This is a genomic window from Limosilactobacillus agrestis (assembly GCF_014145585.1).
Taxonomy (GTDB): domain Bacteria; phylum Bacillota; class Bacilli; order Lactobacillales; family Lactobacillaceae; genus Limosilactobacillus; species Limosilactobacillus agrestis.
On the sequence record NZ_JACIVF010000065.1, the window covers coordinates 26,495 to 43,046 of the forward strand.

At 35.5% G+C, this 16,552-nt stretch carries 26 protein-coding genes and 1 tRNA gene; 6 read left to right on the forward strand and 21 right to left on the reverse strand.

The genetic code is table 11. The annotated features are described in order from the left end of the window. Window positions 1–83 precede the first annotated feature (83 nt). The 5 genes from H5R88_RS07230 to H5R88_RS07250 all read right to left on the reverse strand — a co-directional run bounded on the left by H5R88_RS07230 (window position 84) and on the right by H5R88_RS07250 (window position 1,785). Window positions 84–542: an ArpU family phage packaging/lysis transcriptional regulator gene (locus H5R88_RS07230; protein WP_182600640.1), complete on the reverse strand. Its 459-nt coding sequence runs from the start codon at window positions 540–542 to the stop codon at window positions 84–86. Between the two features lie 149 nt (window positions 543–691). Beyond that, window positions 692–868, reverse strand: coding sequence for a hypothetical protein (locus tag H5R88_RS07235; protein WP_182600641.1), 177 nt, complete (start codon window positions 866–868; stop codon window positions 692–694). Continuing rightward, complete coding sequence (locus H5R88_RS07240) at window positions 868–1,218, reverse strand: DNA translocase FtsK (RefSeq protein ID WP_182600642.1); 351 nt, start codon at window positions 1,216–1,218, stop codon at window positions 868–870. The genes H5R88_RS07235 and H5R88_RS07240 overlap by 1 nt, the downstream gene beginning before the upstream one ends. Beyond that, the gene (locus tag H5R88_RS07245; RefSeq protein WP_182600643.1) at window positions 1,218–1,460 is read right to left on the reverse strand and encodes a hypothetical protein; all 243 of its coding nucleotides are present in this window, start codon (window positions 1,458–1,460) and stop codon (window positions 1,218–1,220) included. The genes H5R88_RS07240 and H5R88_RS07245 overlap by 1 nt, the downstream gene beginning before the upstream one ends. Further along, window positions 1,447–1,785, reverse strand: coding sequence for a VRR-NUC domain-containing protein (locus H5R88_RS07250; RefSeq protein WP_182600682.1), 339 nt, complete (start codon window positions 1,783–1,785; stop codon window positions 1,447–1,449). Before H5R88_RS07250 ends, H5R88_RS07245 begins: the two co-directional genes overlap by 14 nt. A 41-nt stretch (window positions 1,786–1,826) precedes the next feature. Here H5R88_RS07250 and H5R88_RS07255 point away from each other — a divergent pair, with 41 nt between their 5' ends. Further along, window positions 1,827–2,594 (forward strand): hypothetical protein, encoded by a 768-nt coding sequence (locus tag H5R88_RS07255; RefSeq protein WP_182600644.1) that lies wholly within the window; start codon window positions 1,827–1,829, stop codon window positions 2,592–2,594. On the opposite strand, the gene H5R88_RS07260 is transcribed toward H5R88_RS07255, so the two are convergent. From H5R88_RS07260 to H5R88_RS07325, 14 genes are all read right to left on the reverse strand, one after another. After that, window positions 2,550–2,732 carry a hypothetical protein gene (locus H5R88_RS07260; RefSeq protein ID WP_152711930.1) on the reverse strand — a complete coding sequence of 61 codons (183 nt, stop codon included), beginning with the start codon at window positions 2,730–2,732 and terminating at the stop codon, window positions 2,550–2,552. The genes H5R88_RS07255 and H5R88_RS07260 overlap by 45 nt on opposite strands. A 245-nt stretch (window positions 2,733–2,977) precedes the next feature. Continuing rightward, window positions 2,978–4,204, reverse strand: coding sequence for a VapE domain-containing protein (locus H5R88_RS07265; RefSeq protein ID WP_231824827.1), 1,227 nt, complete (start codon window positions 4,202–4,204; stop codon window positions 2,978–2,980). Next, on the reverse strand, window positions 4,194–4,985 hold the full coding sequence (locus H5R88_RS07270) for a bifunctional DNA primase/polymerase (RefSeq protein WP_182600645.1): 792 nt from the start codon (window positions 4,983–4,985) through the stop codon (window positions 4,194–4,196). Before H5R88_RS07270 ends, H5R88_RS07265 begins: the two co-directional genes overlap by 11 nt. After that, window positions 4,969–5,367: an NUMOD4 domain-containing protein gene (locus H5R88_RS07275; protein WP_182600646.1), complete on the reverse strand. Its 399-nt coding sequence runs from the start codon at window positions 5,365–5,367 to the stop codon at window positions 4,969–4,971. The genes H5R88_RS07270 and H5R88_RS07275 overlap by 17 nt, the downstream gene beginning before the upstream one ends. A 73-nt stretch (window positions 5,368–5,440) precedes the next feature. Next, on the reverse strand, window positions 5,441–5,956 hold the full coding sequence (locus tag H5R88_RS07280) for a DUF669 domain-containing protein (protein ID WP_003664305.1): 516 nt from the start codon (window positions 5,954–5,956) through the stop codon (window positions 5,441–5,443). Window positions 5,957–5,962: 6 nt separating this feature from the next. Beyond that, window positions 5,963–6,727: an AAA family ATPase gene (locus H5R88_RS07285; RefSeq protein ID WP_182600647.1), complete on the reverse strand. Its 765-nt coding sequence runs from the start codon at window positions 6,725–6,727 to the stop codon at window positions 5,963–5,965. A gap of 10 nt (window positions 6,728–6,737) precedes the next feature. Then, on the reverse strand, window positions 6,738–8,108 hold the full coding sequence (locus H5R88_RS07290; protein WP_182600648.1) for a DEAD/DEAH box helicase: 1,371 nt from the start codon (window positions 8,106–8,108) through the stop codon (window positions 6,738–6,740). Further along, window positions 8,108–8,587: a siphovirus Gp157 family protein gene (locus tag H5R88_RS07295; protein WP_182600649.1), complete on the reverse strand. Its 480-nt coding sequence runs from the start codon at window positions 8,585–8,587 to the stop codon at window positions 8,108–8,110. The genes H5R88_RS07290 and H5R88_RS07295 overlap by 1 nt, the downstream gene beginning before the upstream one ends. Beyond that, window positions 8,587–8,859, reverse strand: a complete 273-nt coding sequence (locus H5R88_RS07300) for a hypothetical protein (protein WP_182600650.1) — start codon at window positions 8,857–8,859, stop codon at window positions 8,587–8,589. The genes H5R88_RS07295 and H5R88_RS07300 overlap by 1 nt, the downstream gene beginning before the upstream one ends. Continuing rightward, window positions 8,852–9,067, reverse strand: a complete 216-nt coding sequence (locus H5R88_RS07305) for a hypothetical protein (protein ID WP_182600651.1) — start codon at window positions 9,065–9,067, stop codon at window positions 8,852–8,854. Before H5R88_RS07305 ends, H5R88_RS07300 begins: the two co-directional genes overlap by 8 nt. A 22-nt stretch (window positions 9,068–9,089) precedes the next feature. Then, window positions 9,090–9,257: a hypothetical protein gene (locus H5R88_RS07310; protein WP_182600652.1), complete on the reverse strand. Its 168-nt coding sequence runs from the start codon at window positions 9,255–9,257 to the stop codon at window positions 9,090–9,092. Between the two features lie 154 nt (window positions 9,258–9,411). Then, window positions 9,412–9,738: a hypothetical protein gene (locus H5R88_RS07315; RefSeq protein ID WP_182600653.1), complete on the reverse strand. Its 327-nt coding sequence runs from the start codon at window positions 9,736–9,738 to the stop codon at window positions 9,412–9,414. Between the two features lie 16 nt (window positions 9,739–9,754). Continuing rightward, window positions 9,755–10,534 carry a phage antirepressor gene (locus H5R88_RS07320; RefSeq protein ID WP_182600654.1) on the reverse strand — a complete coding sequence of 260 codons (780 nt, stop codon included), beginning with the start codon at window positions 10,532–10,534 and terminating at the stop codon, window positions 9,755–9,757. Then, entirely contained in the window at window positions 10,535–10,738 is a 204-nt protein-coding gene (locus H5R88_RS07325) for a helix-turn-helix transcriptional regulator (protein WP_182600655.1), read from the reverse strand. It lies immediately after the preceding gene. A gap of 215 nt (window positions 10,739–10,953) precedes the next feature. Here H5R88_RS07325 and H5R88_RS07330 point away from each other — a divergent pair, with 215 nt between their 5' ends. The 5 genes from H5R88_RS07330 (at window position 10,954) to H5R88_RS07350 (ending at window position 15,933) form a co-directional block, all read left to right on the forward strand. After that, on the forward strand, window positions 10,954–11,301 hold the full coding sequence (locus H5R88_RS07330) for a helix-turn-helix transcriptional regulator (RefSeq protein ID WP_182600656.1): 348 nt from the start codon (window positions 10,954–10,956) through the stop codon (window positions 11,299–11,301). A gap of 11 nt (window positions 11,302–11,312) precedes the next feature. Beyond that, entirely contained in the window at window positions 11,313–12,185 is an 873-nt protein-coding gene (locus H5R88_RS07335; protein WP_182600657.1) for an ImmA/IrrE family metallo-endopeptidase, read from the forward strand. 188 nt (window positions 12,186–12,373) lie between these two features. Continuing rightward, window positions 12,374–13,534, forward strand: coding sequence for an Abi family protein (locus H5R88_RS07340; RefSeq protein WP_182600658.1), 1,161 nt, complete (start codon window positions 12,374–12,376; stop codon window positions 13,532–13,534). 207 nt (window positions 13,535–13,741) lie between these two features. After that, the gene (locus H5R88_RS07345; protein WP_182600659.1) at window positions 13,742–14,737 is read left to right on the forward strand and encodes an Abi family protein; all 996 of its coding nucleotides are present in this window, start codon (window positions 13,742–13,744) and stop codon (window positions 14,735–14,737) included. Window positions 14,738–14,844: 107 nt separating this feature from the next. Then, window positions 14,845–15,933, forward strand: coding sequence for a tyrosine-type recombinase/integrase (locus tag H5R88_RS07350; RefSeq protein WP_182600660.1), 1,089 nt, complete (start codon window positions 14,845–14,847; stop codon window positions 15,931–15,933). A gap of 137 nt (window positions 15,934–16,070) precedes the next feature. On the opposite strand, the gene H5R88_RS07355 is transcribed toward H5R88_RS07350, so the two are convergent. Beyond that, window positions 16,071–16,154, reverse strand: a tRNA-Leu gene (locus tag H5R88_RS07355). Window positions 16,155–16,236: 82 nt separating this feature from the next. Beyond that, on the reverse strand, window positions 16,237–16,515 hold the full coding sequence (locus H5R88_RS07360) for a heavy metal-binding domain-containing protein (RefSeq protein ID WP_182577752.1): 279 nt from the start codon (window positions 16,513–16,515) through the stop codon (window positions 16,237–16,239). Window positions 16,516–16,552: the final 37 nt, after the last annotated feature.

Below are 16,552 nucleotides of genomic sequence, written 5' to 3' on the forward strand. Positions count from 1 at the left end.
TTATATGAATATCGAATCATTCGACAATATCATTATCACATTTTTACCAAGGATTGCTCATTCAACAATTGCCCATCAATTTATCATTCCTCGTCTGGATAAACATGTAAGTCATCTATCTCAGTATGAATACCATGTTTAACTAATTGAAATTCAAATCGATCAGCAAATTCACACAATGCTTTCTCTTGTTTTCGACTATATGTTGATGAACTAATACTTAATTCCCTGGCAATGTTATATGTCAACATTTGATCTGAATAACGGCTTAACAATATCCGTTGCGATTCCTTCGTCATGTTCCGCATAGCACAGCCCACACAATCGACTACTTCTTCTGCTAACCAAATGTTTAGCATTCGACTTTCGCTCCCGTTACCATAACTAGGTGCTTTAGGCATTCCGTCCATTCCAGGTGACTTCAGATCAAATCGTTGTTTCCCGGATAAAGCTAGATAGCGATCCAGCTTCTTTTCAAGAAACTCAGTAACCTTCCGTGCAGTTTTCAAACAATCTATATCTAAGTTCAAATCTGTTTGCATGATGTACCCCCGCTATCTGCTATAATAATTAAGGTTAAAATTTTTGAGTGAGGACACATCAAGTGCGGTGGGTCCTTTTTATTATGGATTTTTCTTACCAAGAAGAAAACCGAATAAAAAGACAGCGAGTAATAATATTGCAAATAAAATCATGATAATTCCTCCGGTTGAGCATCAACTGGAACAGTAAAGTATGGGTTGCCATTAAGCTCGCGAATTGTAAACTGCTCCGTCAATTCGTTATGACCAATTACATAATACTTTCGGCCATTATAAATGACTGGCACATTGTTTTCTTCATGCTTTAATGCTTCTTCAAATGTCATTACTCTTCCTCCTCGTTTATTACTCGATCACATTGAGCTAATAATCGATTTGCCCGATTGTACCCGATCTTAAAAGTACGTTGGAGAGATGAAATAGTTAATTTTTGTTTCTTTGCAAGTGCTAATGCATCAGGTAAGAATTGATCAACACGTTTAGAGTCAAGCATTGTATTACCTTTCACTCTTTCAGAACTAAGTACTTTCTCTATCGCTTCAAGAATTGATTGGTGCGTCTCACTAACAGTTTTTTGAACGTCTTGATGGTGAAGTTGTTCAATCAAATCAATCTTCATATCAATCGAAATAGGTGCTTGAATAATTTTCCTTAGTTCTTGCTTGTTAAATACCATTACTTTTCCTCCTCGTTCAATGGCGCTCCGCAAAACGGACAAGCAACAATATCAACGCTCTCGGTCAATCCACTTAAATTTCCTGCATCATCAGGATAATCAATTTTTAATATCCATTCATTTTTTGCGTCTTCTTCAAGTCGTAGTGTGGTCCCCTCTCCAGTTACCACCTCTTCAAGTGGTTGCCCAGTGAAAGACTTATTATGAAGTTTGCAATTCTTTTGCTTTTCAGTTAAAACCATAACCAATCAATCCTTCCTCAACAATCTTTACTGCATCCCCAGCAGACCTAGCGATTCCATGAATAACTTCTCGTTTAGTTAACATTTCATGAAATCTAACTTGATCCGCTCTTGGCTTACCTTTTTCGTTCTTCACTTCAATGTAAAATACTTGATGATCCGACCAACGAAATCCGTATAAATCTGGGTGACCACTAGGGACACCAGCCGAGAAAAATCTTCCGTCCGGTGTTTTAACCGAACCAACATTTACTCGGAACACTGTACACTTGTGTTTTGATAGTGCAACCCGAATATCGTTTTGGATTTTATGTTCTGATATAATTTAAATCACCTTCATTTATTAATTTTTAGGAGATAATACCAATGAGTAGATATAAAGTGAGAAAACAAGCATTAGAAACCTTAAGTAACATTGAAAATAATCCCCAGAATTATTACTTAATTCATTATGCTTGTGGAAATTTCCGAGAAGAAAATACTATAAGCGTAATTGCTGTTATGAATCTAAAAAAACAAGTTTCAACAAGCTTTTCTATTAAGAAAACAGCTGAAGATTTAAATATTAATCCTCAAGATATTTCCAAAAACACTTTGAAAATTCAAAAGGAAATGCTTGAATCCTTCAATGAATTTCTTATCCAAAATGTTAAAAATGTAAAATGGATTAATTGGAATATGCAAAGTGATAAATTTGGATTTGAAGCTATTCAGCATCAGTCAAAAGTATTAAATATAAAAAATCCAGTAACAGTATCTAATTCAGAGCAAATTAACCTTTCGCATTTATTGTCTGATATTTATGGACCTAACTTCATCGATGATCCAAAAATGGAAAAACTTGCGGAATATAATGACATTGACTTGTCTTATGAATTTAAGAATGGTAAAGAAGAAGCCAAATTATTAAATGAAGGAAAGTATACAGATATATCTCTTTCTACAATTAGAAAGCTAACCATCTTTAATATTTTTCTTGAAAAAGCAATTAATAATAAATTAAAAGTTAAATCAAAATGGACAGATATTTATGGCTGGTCTCCTCAAGGAATATACAATGCTATAAAAGACAAATGGTGGTTTGCCATTCTAACTTTCATTCTTGGAACTCTCATTGGTCATTTCTTTAAGTAACTCAGTATAAAATCCAATTTTTTGGTCTATGGCTGTTTTTGTAATTGGATACTGTCCTTTAAATAATTCATCGACTGTCAGCAAGGATGCCATAATATTATGTGCATCTTTTTGTTGTTTTAAATAAAATTCATTCATATTTTCCTCCTTGAATACACTACGAATACAGTAATATATACGTCTTAATACATACTCGCTCAAGGGGTTAACATCTTGAATACATGAATACACTAACTTTCAACTTTTTATAAGCATATATAGTATTTATATATATTTATTTTTTATTATTAAAAAGGTGTAGTAGTGTATTCAATCAACGAAAAACGTTGATATAACAGCATTTAAGTGAATACACTAGATTGATTTTAGTGTATTCAATCATGCTACAGTGTATTCAATTTTCGATAACCACGATGAACAACTCCACCTTTGCGTTTTTGTCCTGCTTTCCAATCATACCGGTTATCCATCACATACTTAATCTTCTTTGCTAAAGATCGATTTTTAACCAAGTTATCTTCACCCAATTCATGAGCAATTTCTGAACTCTCAATCCAATTATCGTCCCAAGTACTGAGAACTCGTTCAATTTGATTTTCAGTTTCATCAATATACATAAACATCTTTCGATTATCTTCAATGAGCTTCTGCTGCTCCTTCGTCAACATGAAAGAGAAACCTTTCTTGTAGAGATCAACAGCTTCGCCCCAAAGATGGTCAACCATAGCATCATCAAGATCAGTTACCGGATTAGCGATTGCCCTAGACTTATCAGCCATGTTAGGTAAGAATCGCCGTTCACCAGTTTTATCTTTTAGATAAGTTGATTCGTTAGTAGTCCGTGCCATAACAAAATTCTTTGGCCGGCGGATTGTATGTCGTCCATATGGTGGCCGGAACTCTAACTCTTCGGCTGAAATAAACTTCTTCAAATTCTCAAAGTCAGAATTATTAGTAGCGGTCATTTCATCATCGTTAACAATCAAAGCTCGGAGCATGTTAGCAAAGTTATCTTTATCTTTGAAATCGGTGAATTGATCTGTATACCAGCCATGCGCTAACTTTTTCAAGAGTGTGGTCTTCCCTACACCTTGACCACCAACTAAATCAAACACCCAATCAAATTTACTTTCTGGCTTATAGACTTTCATCACCGCTCCGACTAAAAATAATTTTGTCTGCAGTGTTGTTACTTCGCCACTGGGCACTCCTAAATAGACTGCTAGGAAATCTTTAATTCGTTCTTTGTGGTCCCAATTTTTATAGCACTTCTCCATATACTCTTTTACTGGATTATAGGGATGTTGCCTTGCTTCAACTGTGATTGCCATATTCAGTAATTTTTCTTGAAACATTACCGCATATTCGTCTTCAATGTAACGAAGCATGATTGCCATGTAACTATCATCAAGCTGACCTTTCTCAATAAAAAGTTGTGGGATATCTTTTACCACATCGATTGAATAGGCAAACTCGTTGTATCGAAAGGTGCCGTGCAACAACGGATCACCATTAAGAATTAAGCCAACGTTTTTAAGGCTGTTAGTTTTGGGATTGCCTTGTGTATTTAATTCAAATTCAATCGGTTTACGAATCACATTATCCGCCACGCATTTCACCCCCGTTTCTCAAGTCACGTCTTAGCATTGATTGGAAAGTCCGGTTCACTTCTTCTTCTGGTAGTGGATCAGGCGTGTTCTCATTACAAATCATCGCTAATTGATAAGCGGCCTTAGCCTCAACACCTCGAAATAGTAGTGCGCCAATCATGCCGGCCAAAGTTTTATTTCGCATTCCTTTATCGCCTAAACCATTAGCAATTGTTTCTAATAAGTCAGTAGTCGAATTCCGTTCACGAGGCTTAATTACAAAATCATTTGGAGTGTTACGCCGGTTACTTGCCCGCATTTGATTAATATTCACTACTAATGATTTAGGAGCAGTAACGATTGGATTTTTATTTAACCATTGGTAACCTTCCGATGGCGCAACAACAATATAATTATTCTGATGAGCCTTAATATCGATTCCTGGTTGGTAACCAATTAATTGATTAACCCGCATATCTGGCCGTTTCAGATAAAATAATTGTCGGCCACCGTGTTTAGTAGTTTGGGCTAAGGTTTCCGGAAAATACTCCGCTGGTAATTGCTTAATTGACTCAAAACCATCAATACCATCAGCGTGGTTGCGGTCAATATCTACCACGAAGAATTTATCCGTTCTTAAAGCAATCTGAGCATAGGGATGTTTTTTCCATACAGCTTTGATTTGTTCTGCTGTTAATGCCGGTTTATCAGCAAATTTAATCAGTGGTTGTTTACCAGCAATGGGGAGGACACTTAATCCTTTAGCTTGATAAGCCAAGGCATAATTAACTAAATTTTTCATTTGTAAATCTCCCGCTTTTATCGCGCAAAAAACATTGACTATTAAAAGAAACGTTTTCTTTCTGTGTCACCCACATTAAATTAGTCAAGTTGTTATTATTTCTGTTGTGATCTTTGTGGTGCACAATATTTTTACCCATAACCTTTTCACCAAAAGTCAAAAGTACCAACCTATGAACTTTGAATGCTTTATGCGTATGGTTCATGCACAAAGTTACATAAAGATAGCCTTGATCATTGGCCGTTTGTTTTAGTATCTTCTCGGGGAAAGTCATAGGGTGACCATTGCTCTGAATAATTTTCTTTTCGAGAGATTTAACGCGTCCTTTATCCGAAACCATATATCCAGGAAATCCATTGATAGTTTTCCACCTTTCTTTCATGGTCCAACCCCCTTATTAATTTAATGGCCTCCCAGCCATACGGTGTTATAAGTTCACTGACTCAAATATTTACTTAGAATGGCATCTCATCATCTGTGACTTCCGGAGTCTCCGGTTGTTCTGCTTCATCAAAGTCATAATTGCGGTATGGGTATTGAGGGTTCTTCTTGTTTGGTCGAACTTTCAAATCCATAATCATAGTCTTTCCTACTGCCGGTGCAAATGCTTTAGCCAAGTTCTCGTAAATTAAAGTATCGTCATCCCAAACTTCATCAGGAATTTCAACACCTAGAATTGCTGCTAACTTAGAAACCAATCGTAAATTAGTTTCTAACATTGGATTAGGGTTACCTTTAGAAGTTAATTCATCTAATCCAATCTGTAAGAATTCTTTTTGGCCGGCTGATTCTCCATCGACAACTTCTAATTCAAAGTTAAGCTGTTCAGCATTCCAGGGAGTTTCATGGTTTTCTACTTTTGCAACTACAACGGTATACTTACCGCTTTCCAGTCCCTTAAATTTATTAACTGAATCATTCTTTGGATCAAAACCTTCTGTAGCTTTATTCATTGCATCTCGTAAACTCATAATTCATTAACCTTCCTTTACATTCTGCTTTTTAATTTTGTTAACAATCTCATTCTGTTCTTTTGTAGTAGTCTGCTTTGGCTTATCAAAGACACCATTAACATGTTCAAGTACCCGTAAGATCGTTGGATCAGTAATATCATCCTTGACATAATGAATTCGTCGATCTTTAACCATCCGGATATAACGGTCACCATAGCGTTTAGTTTCAATCACTAAATCACAATTCCCGTTAACCACGTTGTAGTATTTCTGCTTTAGGGATGGTCGGTCTTCGGTGTGACCAGAAGATTCATCAGTTAGCATCATTAACCGACTAATATAAACCGTATTAAGTGGTAGTGCTTTTAGTTCAGTAACAAATGCTTGAAAGACGGTATTAAATTGTGCATAACCTTTTCCATAAGGAACATCCCCCAGCGTTTCTACGCCATTGTCATAACAGATAGCTTGTTCGATTAATGTGACAACATCGTCAATCACATCAATGACCACTGTTTTATAACCATGATTTTCAGTGCCAAGAGCAAGAATAATCTTGTCTAGTTGATCAATCACTGACTCTTTCAAGCTTCCATCGCTCTTTCGGACATTCTTTAATTGAATACTTGGTGCGGTGTTCATCTCACTATTACCATCGGTGTTAAGAAATAATGGACTTGGAAAACGTTCAGCTAGATATGACTTTCCGGACATTGTATCTCCGTAGATAAAGTAATTTCTTGGAACTCGCCGTGCCTTCTGTGGCTTATTTAGTGGCAAAATACTCATAATATCAACCTCACTTCTTAATAAATCCACGCTGTTTAGCGTAGTGGTAAGCCCAGCCTGGTTTGTAACCTTTTAATTTGGCATAGGCTTGTATTTCTTTCAGATTTTTCAATTCGTTTGGACGCTTGCCAGCAACATTATTCATAATTGCTGACGATTGAATTTTTTTGATAATCGCTAGCCGTGACTTGGTAACTTTTTTAAGTTGAACATTATCAACGACTTCAATTTCTTTTTCTTCTCCTAACGATGCCCCGCAATAAGGACAAATATCACTTGTACGATAGAACGAAGCAAAACATATTGGGCATACCGATACAGGTTTAATTGTTGTTCCTGATTGTTGCTTATTTTTACCGCTACCTTCCAATGTCCATTGTCGTTCATCGGTAGGTAATCCGAATCGCTCAACATTCCCCACGTGATCAATAATTATTGCAGTCTTACCTTTGCGTGGATTCATTGAGCGCATTGCAAATTGTAGGTACAACGATAATGATTGAGTTGGTCGTAACATAATCACACAATCAACATTCGGTAAGTCTAGACCCTCTGTAAACAACTCCGCATTAGTTACAATTTGGATTTTCCCTTGTCGGTAGTCTTCGATAATTTGATTCCGCTCCTCTTTGGGAGTTTTTCCGGAGACGGCCCTTGCAGTTATCCCATAGCCATTAAATGCATTAGCTAACTTAATTGCACTATCAACGTTATAGGTATAGGCGATTGCTTGCATTCCCTTAGCAAGTTTCAAATAGTGTTTAACCGCATTTCCGTAGATTTTAGGCTTCATGGCTTCTTTGATTGAATCAGTGTCATATTCACCAGTTCGTTTTACTTTTAGCTTGGCAGTATCAATATAAGAAGGAGCGTAATAATCAACTGGTGCTAAAAAGTGATGGTCAATTAACCAGGAAACTGATTTACCAACGATTAAATCAGCAGCAACATCAGTAAAGCCTTGACCACCTAATCGATAAGGAGTAGCGGTAAACAGTAACTTATAAGTTTTCGAAAAAGCATCAAGAATTCTGCGATATGATTTAGCCAGGACGTGATGGGCCTCATCAACAAAAATTATCGCCGGTGGGTCCAAATTATTAACGTGTCGGGTAATCGTTTGAACCATGCCGATTTTAGCTAAATTCATATTTACATCATTAGCTTTGAAAGTCTTGATAACCTGCTGGACAATTTCTTGCCGATGAACCACGAATAAGATACGGTTACCCTTTGCTGTTGCTCGTCTAGCAATCTCGGCCATGATAACTGTCTTCCCCGTTCGTGGTGGTTGCTGAACCATGATAGAACGGTGCCCAGCACTTATAGAATTCATGATGTTATCAATCGTTTCTTGCTGATAATCACGAAGTTCAAACATTATTTAATCACCGTATTACGGTTAGCTTTTAAATGTGCTCCTGGTACTTCTTCTCCAGCTTTGAGTGCTTGGTAAATGGCCTGCTTATCTGGCTTAGTAGTCGTCTCGGTAATTTTGAACTTATCTGGAAGTTTCTTATCACTATCAATAATGGTTGAGGCTTTAAAGTTCCGAGCACTAAGCAAGTGATTTTCGGTTGTCATCCACTTAATTCCAGCATCGTCAAGGACATCAGTAATGTACTTCTTAATCCAATTTAGTTTATTCTTGCGGTAGATGATCTCATCTTTCCAAGACCGTTGTTTATCTTCCATAAAGTCAATTTCAGACTTCAATTGGTCCGCCCAGGAAGCAAGGTTATCTAACTTAGTCTTTCGGTCATCCTTGATCGACTCAAGGGTATCCTTTAGGATAGTTGGATCTAAGTCATCCCGGCTAGCAAGTGTTTTATAATTGTCGTTTAATTCAAATAAATTCATTAATCGTTACCTCCAAGGAGTAATTTTCCAAGCACATCAGCAAATGGATCAGTTTCTAATGAACTAATAACGTTCTTAATTATTGAAGTCGCTACTGGATTGGTATCAAGATAGTTAACTATCATTGCTGCTATGGCTCCATCATCACCTTCTGTCAATGCAATCGTCCGATCATCACGTTTTTCAGCTGGCTTTGCGGCAAAAATTGCTACCTCTTCATATTCAGGGCCAAGCATTGTCTTAATTGCTTTAATCTTTTCTTCATTAGTCATTGTCTTTACCTCCATAAACATCTTTAGTTTCAGTAGCTAGGCGTTCTGCTGCAATTCTTAACATAGTTGCCGCATTCTCCATTTTGATAGCCATTGCCATTCGTTCTTCGGGAGTAGCAGCGCTTTGATAGCGAACAGCCAAATTCGACACAAATACACATTTGTCACTAACTTCATTATTTAATTTTGATAAATTGAACTCATTCATATATAATTACCTCGTAGATTATTTATTTCTGGGTACGACTGTTTGCGGCGGTCGTACCTTTTTTATTTAGTGGATCAAGAACTACTAGCAGAAGATAAACTGCTAGGATCGCCATCGCTCCATCATAAGAGCCAATCATTGAACAATACATGGTCCATGCTCCTACAATTAATGCAACTAATTTACTCATCCCCTCACCTCCTTTCAATGCTTCTTCCTATATTTCGGTTTCAATAGCAATGGTTTATTTCGCTCATACAGTAAGCTATATACCAACGCATACAACAAACACATCGCAATAATCAATATTGGTAATCCAATTAAAAATGTCACTTAACCACCTCCTAACGCGGTAATGATTGGTTCCAATCAATTTCGTCTTGATGATCCATAATCCAGGGCAATGCTTTAGTTAGATTGACTCTGGTTGGTCGGCCTTGACCTGCATTCAAATTAATAACCCACTTCTTAAAGACTGGAAGTGTGAGGATAAACATTCTGACCCATTCCTTGTCCTTTTTGATTGGAAGTTGATTAGTAAATTGTTGAATTCCAATCCACTTATCAATTTGAGAAGTCCGTTTGGGCACTAAGTTGTAACATTCCTTAATACGTCTGAGAACCTCATTAGTAATTACTTGATAATCTTGTTCATCTAATAATGCTCGCATTATTAACACCCACCTTTTATGCCGCTAAAAACAAATTAGTAAAGTATTGTTGACCAATTCCTGTTACTTTAGTGGTCTTATTAATTCGGGTGGTTCCATCTGCATTGATTGAAGTACTTTCCTTAACTTTAAATAGCTTTTTATTCATCGCCATTTGAGTAGGCGCGTTGTAGTCAGTGCCTTTACGTTTGATTAAGTAACCATTTTCTCGTAACCATTGAAAGAAATGATTTTGTCCCATAGTTACCTGTTTATTGTTAACGGTAATATGATCAATACCATTAGCCTTTAGGATCTTTGCCATTTCACCAATTAAGATATTTGTCTTTGCCGTAGAAACTGCATCTGCAAACAATGCTTTAGGTTTCATCTTGGCAATCTGAACATCTTTTTCCTTTAATTGATTAGCAGCTTGCTGAAGTAAATCAGCTAAACCATCGGAATTGTGAACAACATCAAATGCTTTCTGATCTGTCATATAAGCGCCGTGCTTTCGGATAGCTGGTAAGACTTCACTTGCAATCCAATCTGTAAAACGCTCGGCCTGTGGGACATGAGACTTGAAGGCTAACTTATAAAGACCGGCTTCTGAAATAATTACTAATTTTTGCTTTCCGCCAGGGGTTTCCATTTCGGTAACCCCTTTGTATTTGTCGGGTACGTTCTTACTAATAGCTACGCTAGGACTCTTATATCCAAGAATCGTTGCCACATCCTTACCTACAAAATAAGGTTCATCATTAATAGTTACTGTACGAACTTGTTGTCCGTTGAAATTAAATAATTGTGGTTGCATTTATTCTTCCTCCTTTGCTAAACGCAATAAATACTGTGGTGTAGTTCCTAAGTAGTCAGCTACTGCCTGAAGTTTGTCGGCGCGCGGAATAGATTTATTCCACTTTGAAATCATTCCGTTTCCAAAACCAAGATCTCTTTCAATTCGATAAATTGATTTGCCTTGCGACTTAGCAATAGTTTTGACTGCTGTATAAACCGTCATGGTTAGTCTCCTTTCTAATATTAATTGTTGACTTTTCTTAGAAAACGTTCTATTATATAAGAAATAAAAAAGTTTGATTTTTCTATATTCTTTTTCCTATTAACGTTCTTTAATCTTTGTTCTTTTTAGGGTAAACTTAAGAACATCTTTAGTATATTAGAGCGTTCTCTATAAGTCAATACTTTTTTATAGATTTTGTTCTAAGGAGAAAAATAATGAGTGTTAAAGATAATGTTATAAAGCTATGGAAATCTAAAAGGCCTGATATAAAAAGTGTTGCTGAATTAGAGCGAAAACTAAATTTAAGTAATGGTATTATCTCTCAATGGGACAAAAGTACGCCTTCAACCAAAAGTGCCCAAAAGGTAGCAGACTTTTTTAGTGTGCCACTCAGTTCAATCTATGATGATGTGTCAGACAAATCTATTAGGCTCGATAAGTCTGAACAAGAATTGGTAACAATGTTTCGTAAGACAACAGATGGCATGAACAACCAAGATAAAGAAAAATTTACAGAATCTTTCAATGAATTAATGCAGGCAGCCAAGAATCTTCTTAAGTAGGTGAACAATGTATGAGCGATAGTTCTTCAGAAGTCTTTGAATTTGAAAATGTTGATCATCAAACATATTACCAAAACCAAGAAATAGCACTAGATATTCTCAACAAAGTATCGAATTATTATTCAATACCAATTTCCGAAGTCCGATACAAACATGTTATCAACTTTTTCTTTAACTGTTACGATATAAGATTTTCAATATTTGAAAATAAGACAGCCGACCCATTCAATAGATATGCTAACTCCGCTCCTTCTACGGACTTGGTTTCTTTTAATGCACTTATGGCGCTTAAAAAGATGCACATCAAAGCAAGTCAACTTAATTTTGTAAATCCACAATTTTCTGATAACGTAGATGGATTAACTGTTAATCAAGAACAAAAACATGCAATGTTAATAAATTATTCAATAAACTATTTTCCCAGGCTTATTTTTACTATTTTACATGAACTGAGTCATATCTATTTAGCAGAATCTAACAATAAATATTTAGGACTAGTAGCAAAAATTAATAAATGTAAAACTTACGGCGACCCCTATCCTAGAGAATTACGTCCCATTGAAACCGGCGCAAATATAATTGCTTCTGAACTGTTCGCCAATAAACTAGCATTAGAGGATGCAATCAAATCAAATTATACCTTTGATGAGATGAGGTCTATGTTTGGAATGAGTAAAGGGGCATTGCATAATCGTCTATTAAATTATTTAGAACATTCTCAACTTTTTGCATATTCATTCGCAAAAGATTGTACCTTTAAGATTAGGAATCAAGGACAAGACGGAATAAGGGAGATTAAGGGATTAATTTTACTTTCTAATGGTGGTAATATTCATAATCCACATACAAGAATTGATGCTTTTGATAACACTATATTTCTATAAATAAATCTAATTGCTGAATTTTATAATATATTACAATTCTTTTGTCCAAATACTGAAGACGTTAAAAGAATTAATTGTTGACAATTTAAATAAAATACGTATTATGAGTATATAAGCTGAAATGCCTGCTAATAAAGCAGACCGTGAAAACACCTCATAGTGCGTGCGCATTGTGAGGTGTTTTTCGTTTGAGCAAGAAAATAAAGAGAACTAAATTTTCTACATATTCTGAAATGGTAGATAATTTAATGCAAAAGAATTTGTCTTTGGGTAGTAAACGATTAGCGATTGGATTATTAAAATCTCATGGATACTACAATCTGATAAATCGTTATAAACATGAGTTTTATACCGATCGCAATATGTATCAAGAAGATACTAGTATCATGGATCTATACTTATTTCACAGAATGGAAGATGATCTTAGAAACATTCTTTTTCGATTTACTATTAACTTTGAGCAAAGATTCAAAGAATCAATGTCATATACTCTAGCCCAAAATTTTGGAATATACGAAGCTGATTATCTTGATCCATTAAAATATAAGAAAAACAAACGTAATAAAGCAATTAGTATTATGGGAGAAATATGTGATATCGCGTTTAATACGTCGAATAATCCAACGCAATACTATCGAAAAAATTATGATAGCATTCCACCTTGGATATTATTAAGCAATACATCTTTGGGGCAAGCCAGAATGTGGTTTTCGATTTTTCCAACCAAATCAACTGACTATGTTGTTTCGCAACTTTTGCCTATTCACAAATATCATTATTTTACGGACGCTGATAACCTTTATGAATTCAAAGATTCTCTAATAAGCTATGAAGAGCTTGATAAGATTAAAACAGACGAAGAATATAACAGAATTACCCGTGAGCGTTTCAATCTTTATATCGATTTATTCAAAGCAATGTTAAACATCATTCATGTTTTTAGAAACACCTTAGCGCATGGCAACAGACTTATTCATTTCACTGTTAAACGATCATTAAATCTAAAACCTTTAAGGCACTTTGCTAATACAGACGTTTTCACCGACAAAGAATATTATAAAGAAAATTTGTCGAAAAATGATCTTTTTGCTTTTATGGTTTCGCTAATGATATTACTTGATAAGTATGATTCTCTTTACTTATTAGATCAATTGATGTCATGGAAAGACCGCAATTCCAAGGATCCGAAAATGGAGTTGAGTTTTAAGAAATTCTTGAAGAGCTGTAATCTTCCTCTGAATTTTATCGAAAGACTTAGCCACATCTCAACAGAAAAAGTATATCAAGAGAATAATCAACGTAAATTAACTGAGTTGGGACTCTATCCTGAAGATAGATCATTTTACTAATCTCACTCGTCCAACTAAATTGATGACGTAAAAAGCTATTTAAATTAATACAATTTAGTATGTCTATTGACATACTCATCATTATCTGTGATAATGAATGTACAGATCAAGTCCAAAGGGCCCTAGGAGTAGGTGTTGGACTAGCAAAACCTCAGTTCTGTGCATTTGCATAGTTCTGAGGTTTTTGTTTTTTTAGAAGGTGATATTTTGGCAGATACTAATAATTCAAAACCATTTAAAACATTAAATCAACAATTATCAATTCTTAGAAAGCGTGGGCTTGATGATGCTCATGCTAAGGCAAAACGTTCATTAGAGCAAATAGGATACTATTCATTAATTAACGGTTATAAGTGGATGTTTTTAGCTAGAGATTCCAATGGTGAAATTATTCATCCAGAAGTTTATAAAGACGATGCTTCTTTTGATGAAATTAGATCTTTATATGATTTTGACTTTGAATTACGAGCAATTCTTTACCGCTCATTACTTAAATATGAAACTATGTTAGGTGCGGAAATAGCTTATCGTTTTTCTGAACACCATCCAGAAGAACATGCATATTTAGCAATAGATAATTTTTCTAGAGATGCTCAACACGTTTCATCAGTTGTTGGTACTATAAGTTCCCTGTCAAGTACAATAAAAAAATATTCTGATCGCGGTGGTAAGAATGCTATAAAGCATTATGTTAACAGACACGGTCACGTTCCTCTTTGGGTTCTTGTTAACTTTTTAACCTTTGGTGAATTGAATTATTTTTACACAAATTGTACAGAAGATATTCAATTAGCAATTGCAAATGATTTTCGCCATACTAAATGTATTTCATATAATGCTTCTAATCAATCTGCAATTACGCCTGATGCCATTATGGGTATAAATCAAATGGTCAATATTTTTCGAAATGCAGTTGCACATGGGGAAATCACTTATTCAAAAGTAGTATATCGTACTCCTCATTTAGGAGAAATTAAATCTGCGGCTAACGTTAATAATGTTGCTTTAAGGAGCCAAGCTGGTGTTTTTGAACTTATAATTGCAATGAAGGCCGTCCTTCCGAAAAAGAATTTTAAACGCTTAACTAATGATATTGAAAACTTACTTATCGATTATAAAGATAGTTTTAATGCCGTTAATTATTCGGCACTATTACAAGATATGCACTTTCCGTTAAATTATAAAGAAATTCTTTGCAACTAAAAAAGCCCACCGACAGCTGCAACTGTCAGTGGACCAAGGGTTGATAAAACATTGGCGTGTGGTATCAACCCTTTCATTATACACAATTTAATAATGGAGGGACAAGTATGGCTGAAATAAGAAAACGCAACGGGAATTGGTTTGCTAGAATAGCCTGGCGTGATGGAGAAAAACGTCATTCAAAATCCAAGAGTGGTTTTTCGACAAAAGCATTAGCTCGCCAATGGGCCATCAAACAAGAAGACCAACTTAACTCTGGGATAGTCATTAACAAAGAAATTAGTTTAAGTGAATATTACGATCGCTGGGTAGAAACGTATAAACAGGACAACCTTGCTGATATTACGTTATCGCGCTACACACTCACTGGCAACGCCCTAAAGAAATACTTTAAACAGCAACCAATTAAACAGATTAGGCGTAGTCAATACCAACAATTTATTAATGACTATGGTAAAGACCATGCGCCTGCAACTGTTAAAAAAGTTAATTCAATAATTCGTGCTTGCGTTAAGTCAGCAATTTTAGATGATTACCTGATTAAAGATTTTACACAACGTGTTACCTTGAACGCTAATAAGGATCGCACACTCAAAGTAGACTATCTTAATCTCAGTGAAATTAAACGTCTCAAAGGGCTAACCCTTAAGGATATCGACCATCGACCTGGTTTTACTAGTCGCTATATGATTCTCACAGCAATTTACACTGGGATGCGGTTATCAGAAATTCAAGCACTAACTTGGAAAGATATTGATTGGATCCATCAAACTATCACAATTAATAAGTCATGGGATATGCGTAAAAAAGCATTTAAAGCTACTAAAAACGAATCTAGTAACAGAACCATTAAAGTTAACCATCAACTACTAGACTGCCTTAAACATTTAATAAACAATAGCTCAACGATGGTCTTCACAAACCAATATGGGACCATTCCCACATCTAATGCAGTAAATAAGACGCTCAGAAGCCTCTTAGACGAACTTAATATTCATCGACGTAACTTTCACTTCCATAGCCTTAGACATAGCCATGTGGCTCTCCTATTAGCAAATGGAGTAGAACTATACGCTATCAGTAAAAGATTGGGACATAGTAACATTTCCACGACCACAAATGTGTATGCTTATTTGATCGATGAATATAAAGATAAAACGGATAAACAGATATTACAGGCATTAGACTTACTTTAACCTGTGCGTTATCTGTGCGCCAACCCTACAAATTTATACGATTTTTTACCATTTCAAAAAATACAAAAAAAAGCCCGTAACACCTTAATATCAAAGGAGTTACGGGCTTTTCACGAAACTACACAAATTCTCTATATTGCCTCAGGCAGGATTCGAACCTGTACATGGATAACCATACAACGACCTGAACGTTGCGCGTCTGCCAATTCCGCCACTGAGGCACTAACTATTTTGTAACATTATTAAGTATAACGAACTCATCAGAAATTACAAGTATTTTTATTAGTAATCCTTAATTCGCTCTTATTTAACGAATTGAATCATCGTTCCATATGCGGTTAGAACCAAAAATTTGGGTGCAACCTGCATATTAGCAACATCCGTAGTAAAACGAACACCAACAACACCATCAGCACCTTTTTCACTGGCCCGCCGTTTTAGTTTTTCTTGAACATCACTAAATAATTGATCCATGGACTCAAACGAATCAATTGCTTCAGTAGGCATCGCCAAATGACTAGTGGCATTAATAATCCCTAAAATGCGGTGAGCTTGAGGAAAACCCTCGGTTGATAAAAACATCTGTAATCCTCCCTTAAATCTTTACCATTTAAAAATA

Excerpts from the sequence above, each read along its gene's own strand:
- H5R88_RS07230 (WP_182600640.1), bottom strand. The coding sequence starts at position 542 with ATGCAAACAGATTTGAACTTAGATATAGATTGTTTGAAAACTGCACGG.
- H5R88_RS07235 (WP_182600641.1), bottom strand. The coding sequence starts at position 868 with ATGACATTTGAAGAAGCATTAAAGCATGAAGAAAACAATGTGCCAGTC.
- H5R88_RS07240 (WP_182600642.1), bottom strand. The coding sequence starts at position 1,218 with ATGGTATTTAACAAGCAAGAACTAAGGAAAATTATTCAAGCACCTATT.
- H5R88_RS07245 (WP_182600643.1), bottom strand. The coding sequence starts at position 1,460 with ATGGTTTTAACTGAAAAGCAAAAGAATTGCAAACTTCATAATAAGTCT.
- H5R88_RS07255 (WP_182600644.1), top strand. The coding sequence starts at position 1,827 with ATGAGTAGATATAAAGTGAGAAAACAAGCATTAGAAACCTTAAGTAAC.
- H5R88_RS07260 (WP_152711930.1), bottom strand. The coding sequence starts at position 2,732 with ATGAATGAATTTTATTTAAAACAACAAAAAGATGCACATAATATTATG.
- H5R88_RS07270 (WP_182600645.1), bottom strand. The coding sequence starts at position 4,985 with ATGAAAAATTTAGTTAATTATGCCTTGGCTTATCAAGCTAAAGGATTA.
- H5R88_RS07275 (WP_182600646.1), bottom strand. The coding sequence starts at position 5,367 with ATGAAAGAAAGGTGGAAAACTATCAATGGATTTCCTGGATATATGGTT.
- H5R88_RS07280 (WP_003664305.1), bottom strand. The coding sequence starts at position 5,956 with ATGAGTTTACGAGATGCAATGAATAAAGCTACAGAAGGTTTTGATCCA.
- H5R88_RS07285 (WP_182600647.1), bottom strand. The coding sequence starts at position 6,727 with ATGAGTATTTTGCCACTAAATAAGCCACAGAAGGCACGGCGAGTTCCA.
- H5R88_RS07290 (WP_182600648.1), bottom strand. The coding sequence starts at position 8,108 with ATGTTTGAACTTCGTGATTATCAGCAAGAAACGATTGATAACATCATG.
- H5R88_RS07295 (WP_182600649.1), bottom strand. The coding sequence starts at position 8,587 with ATGAATTTATTTGAATTAAACGACAATTATAAAACACTTGCTAGCCGG.
- H5R88_RS07300 (WP_182600650.1), bottom strand. The coding sequence starts at position 8,859 with ATGACTAATGAAGAAAAGATTAAAGCAATTAAGACAATGCTTGGCCCT.
- H5R88_RS07305 (WP_182600651.1), bottom strand. The coding sequence starts at position 9,067 with ATGAATGAGTTCAATTTATCAAAATTAAATAATGAAGTTAGTGACAAA.
- H5R88_RS07310 (WP_182600652.1), bottom strand. The coding sequence starts at position 9,257 with ATGAGTAAATTAGTTGCATTAATTGTAGGAGCATGGACCATGTATTGT.
- H5R88_RS07315 (WP_182600653.1), bottom strand. The coding sequence starts at position 9,738 with ATGCGAGCATTATTAGATGAACAAGATTATCAAGTAATTACTAATGAG.
- H5R88_RS07320 (WP_182600654.1), bottom strand. The coding sequence starts at position 10,534 with ATGCAACCACAATTATTTAATTTCAACGGACAACAAGTTCGTACAGTA.
- H5R88_RS07325 (WP_182600655.1), bottom strand. The coding sequence starts at position 10,738 with ATGACGGTTTATACAGCAGTCAAAACTATTGCTAAGTCGCAAGGCAAA.
- H5R88_RS07330 (WP_182600656.1), top strand. The coding sequence starts at position 10,954 with ATGAGTGTTAAAGATAATGTTATAAAGCTATGGAAATCTAAAAGGCCT.
- H5R88_RS07335 (WP_182600657.1), top strand. The coding sequence starts at position 11,313 with ATGAGCGATAGTTCTTCAGAAGTCTTTGAATTTGAAAATGTTGATCAT.
- H5R88_RS07350 (WP_182600660.1), top strand. The coding sequence starts at position 14,845 with ATGGCTGAAATAAGAAAACGCAACGGGAATTGGTTTGCTAGAATAGCC.
- H5R88_RS07360 (WP_182577752.1), bottom strand. The coding sequence starts at position 16,515 with ATGTTTTTATCAACCGAGGGTTTTCCTCAAGCTCACCGCATTTTAGGG.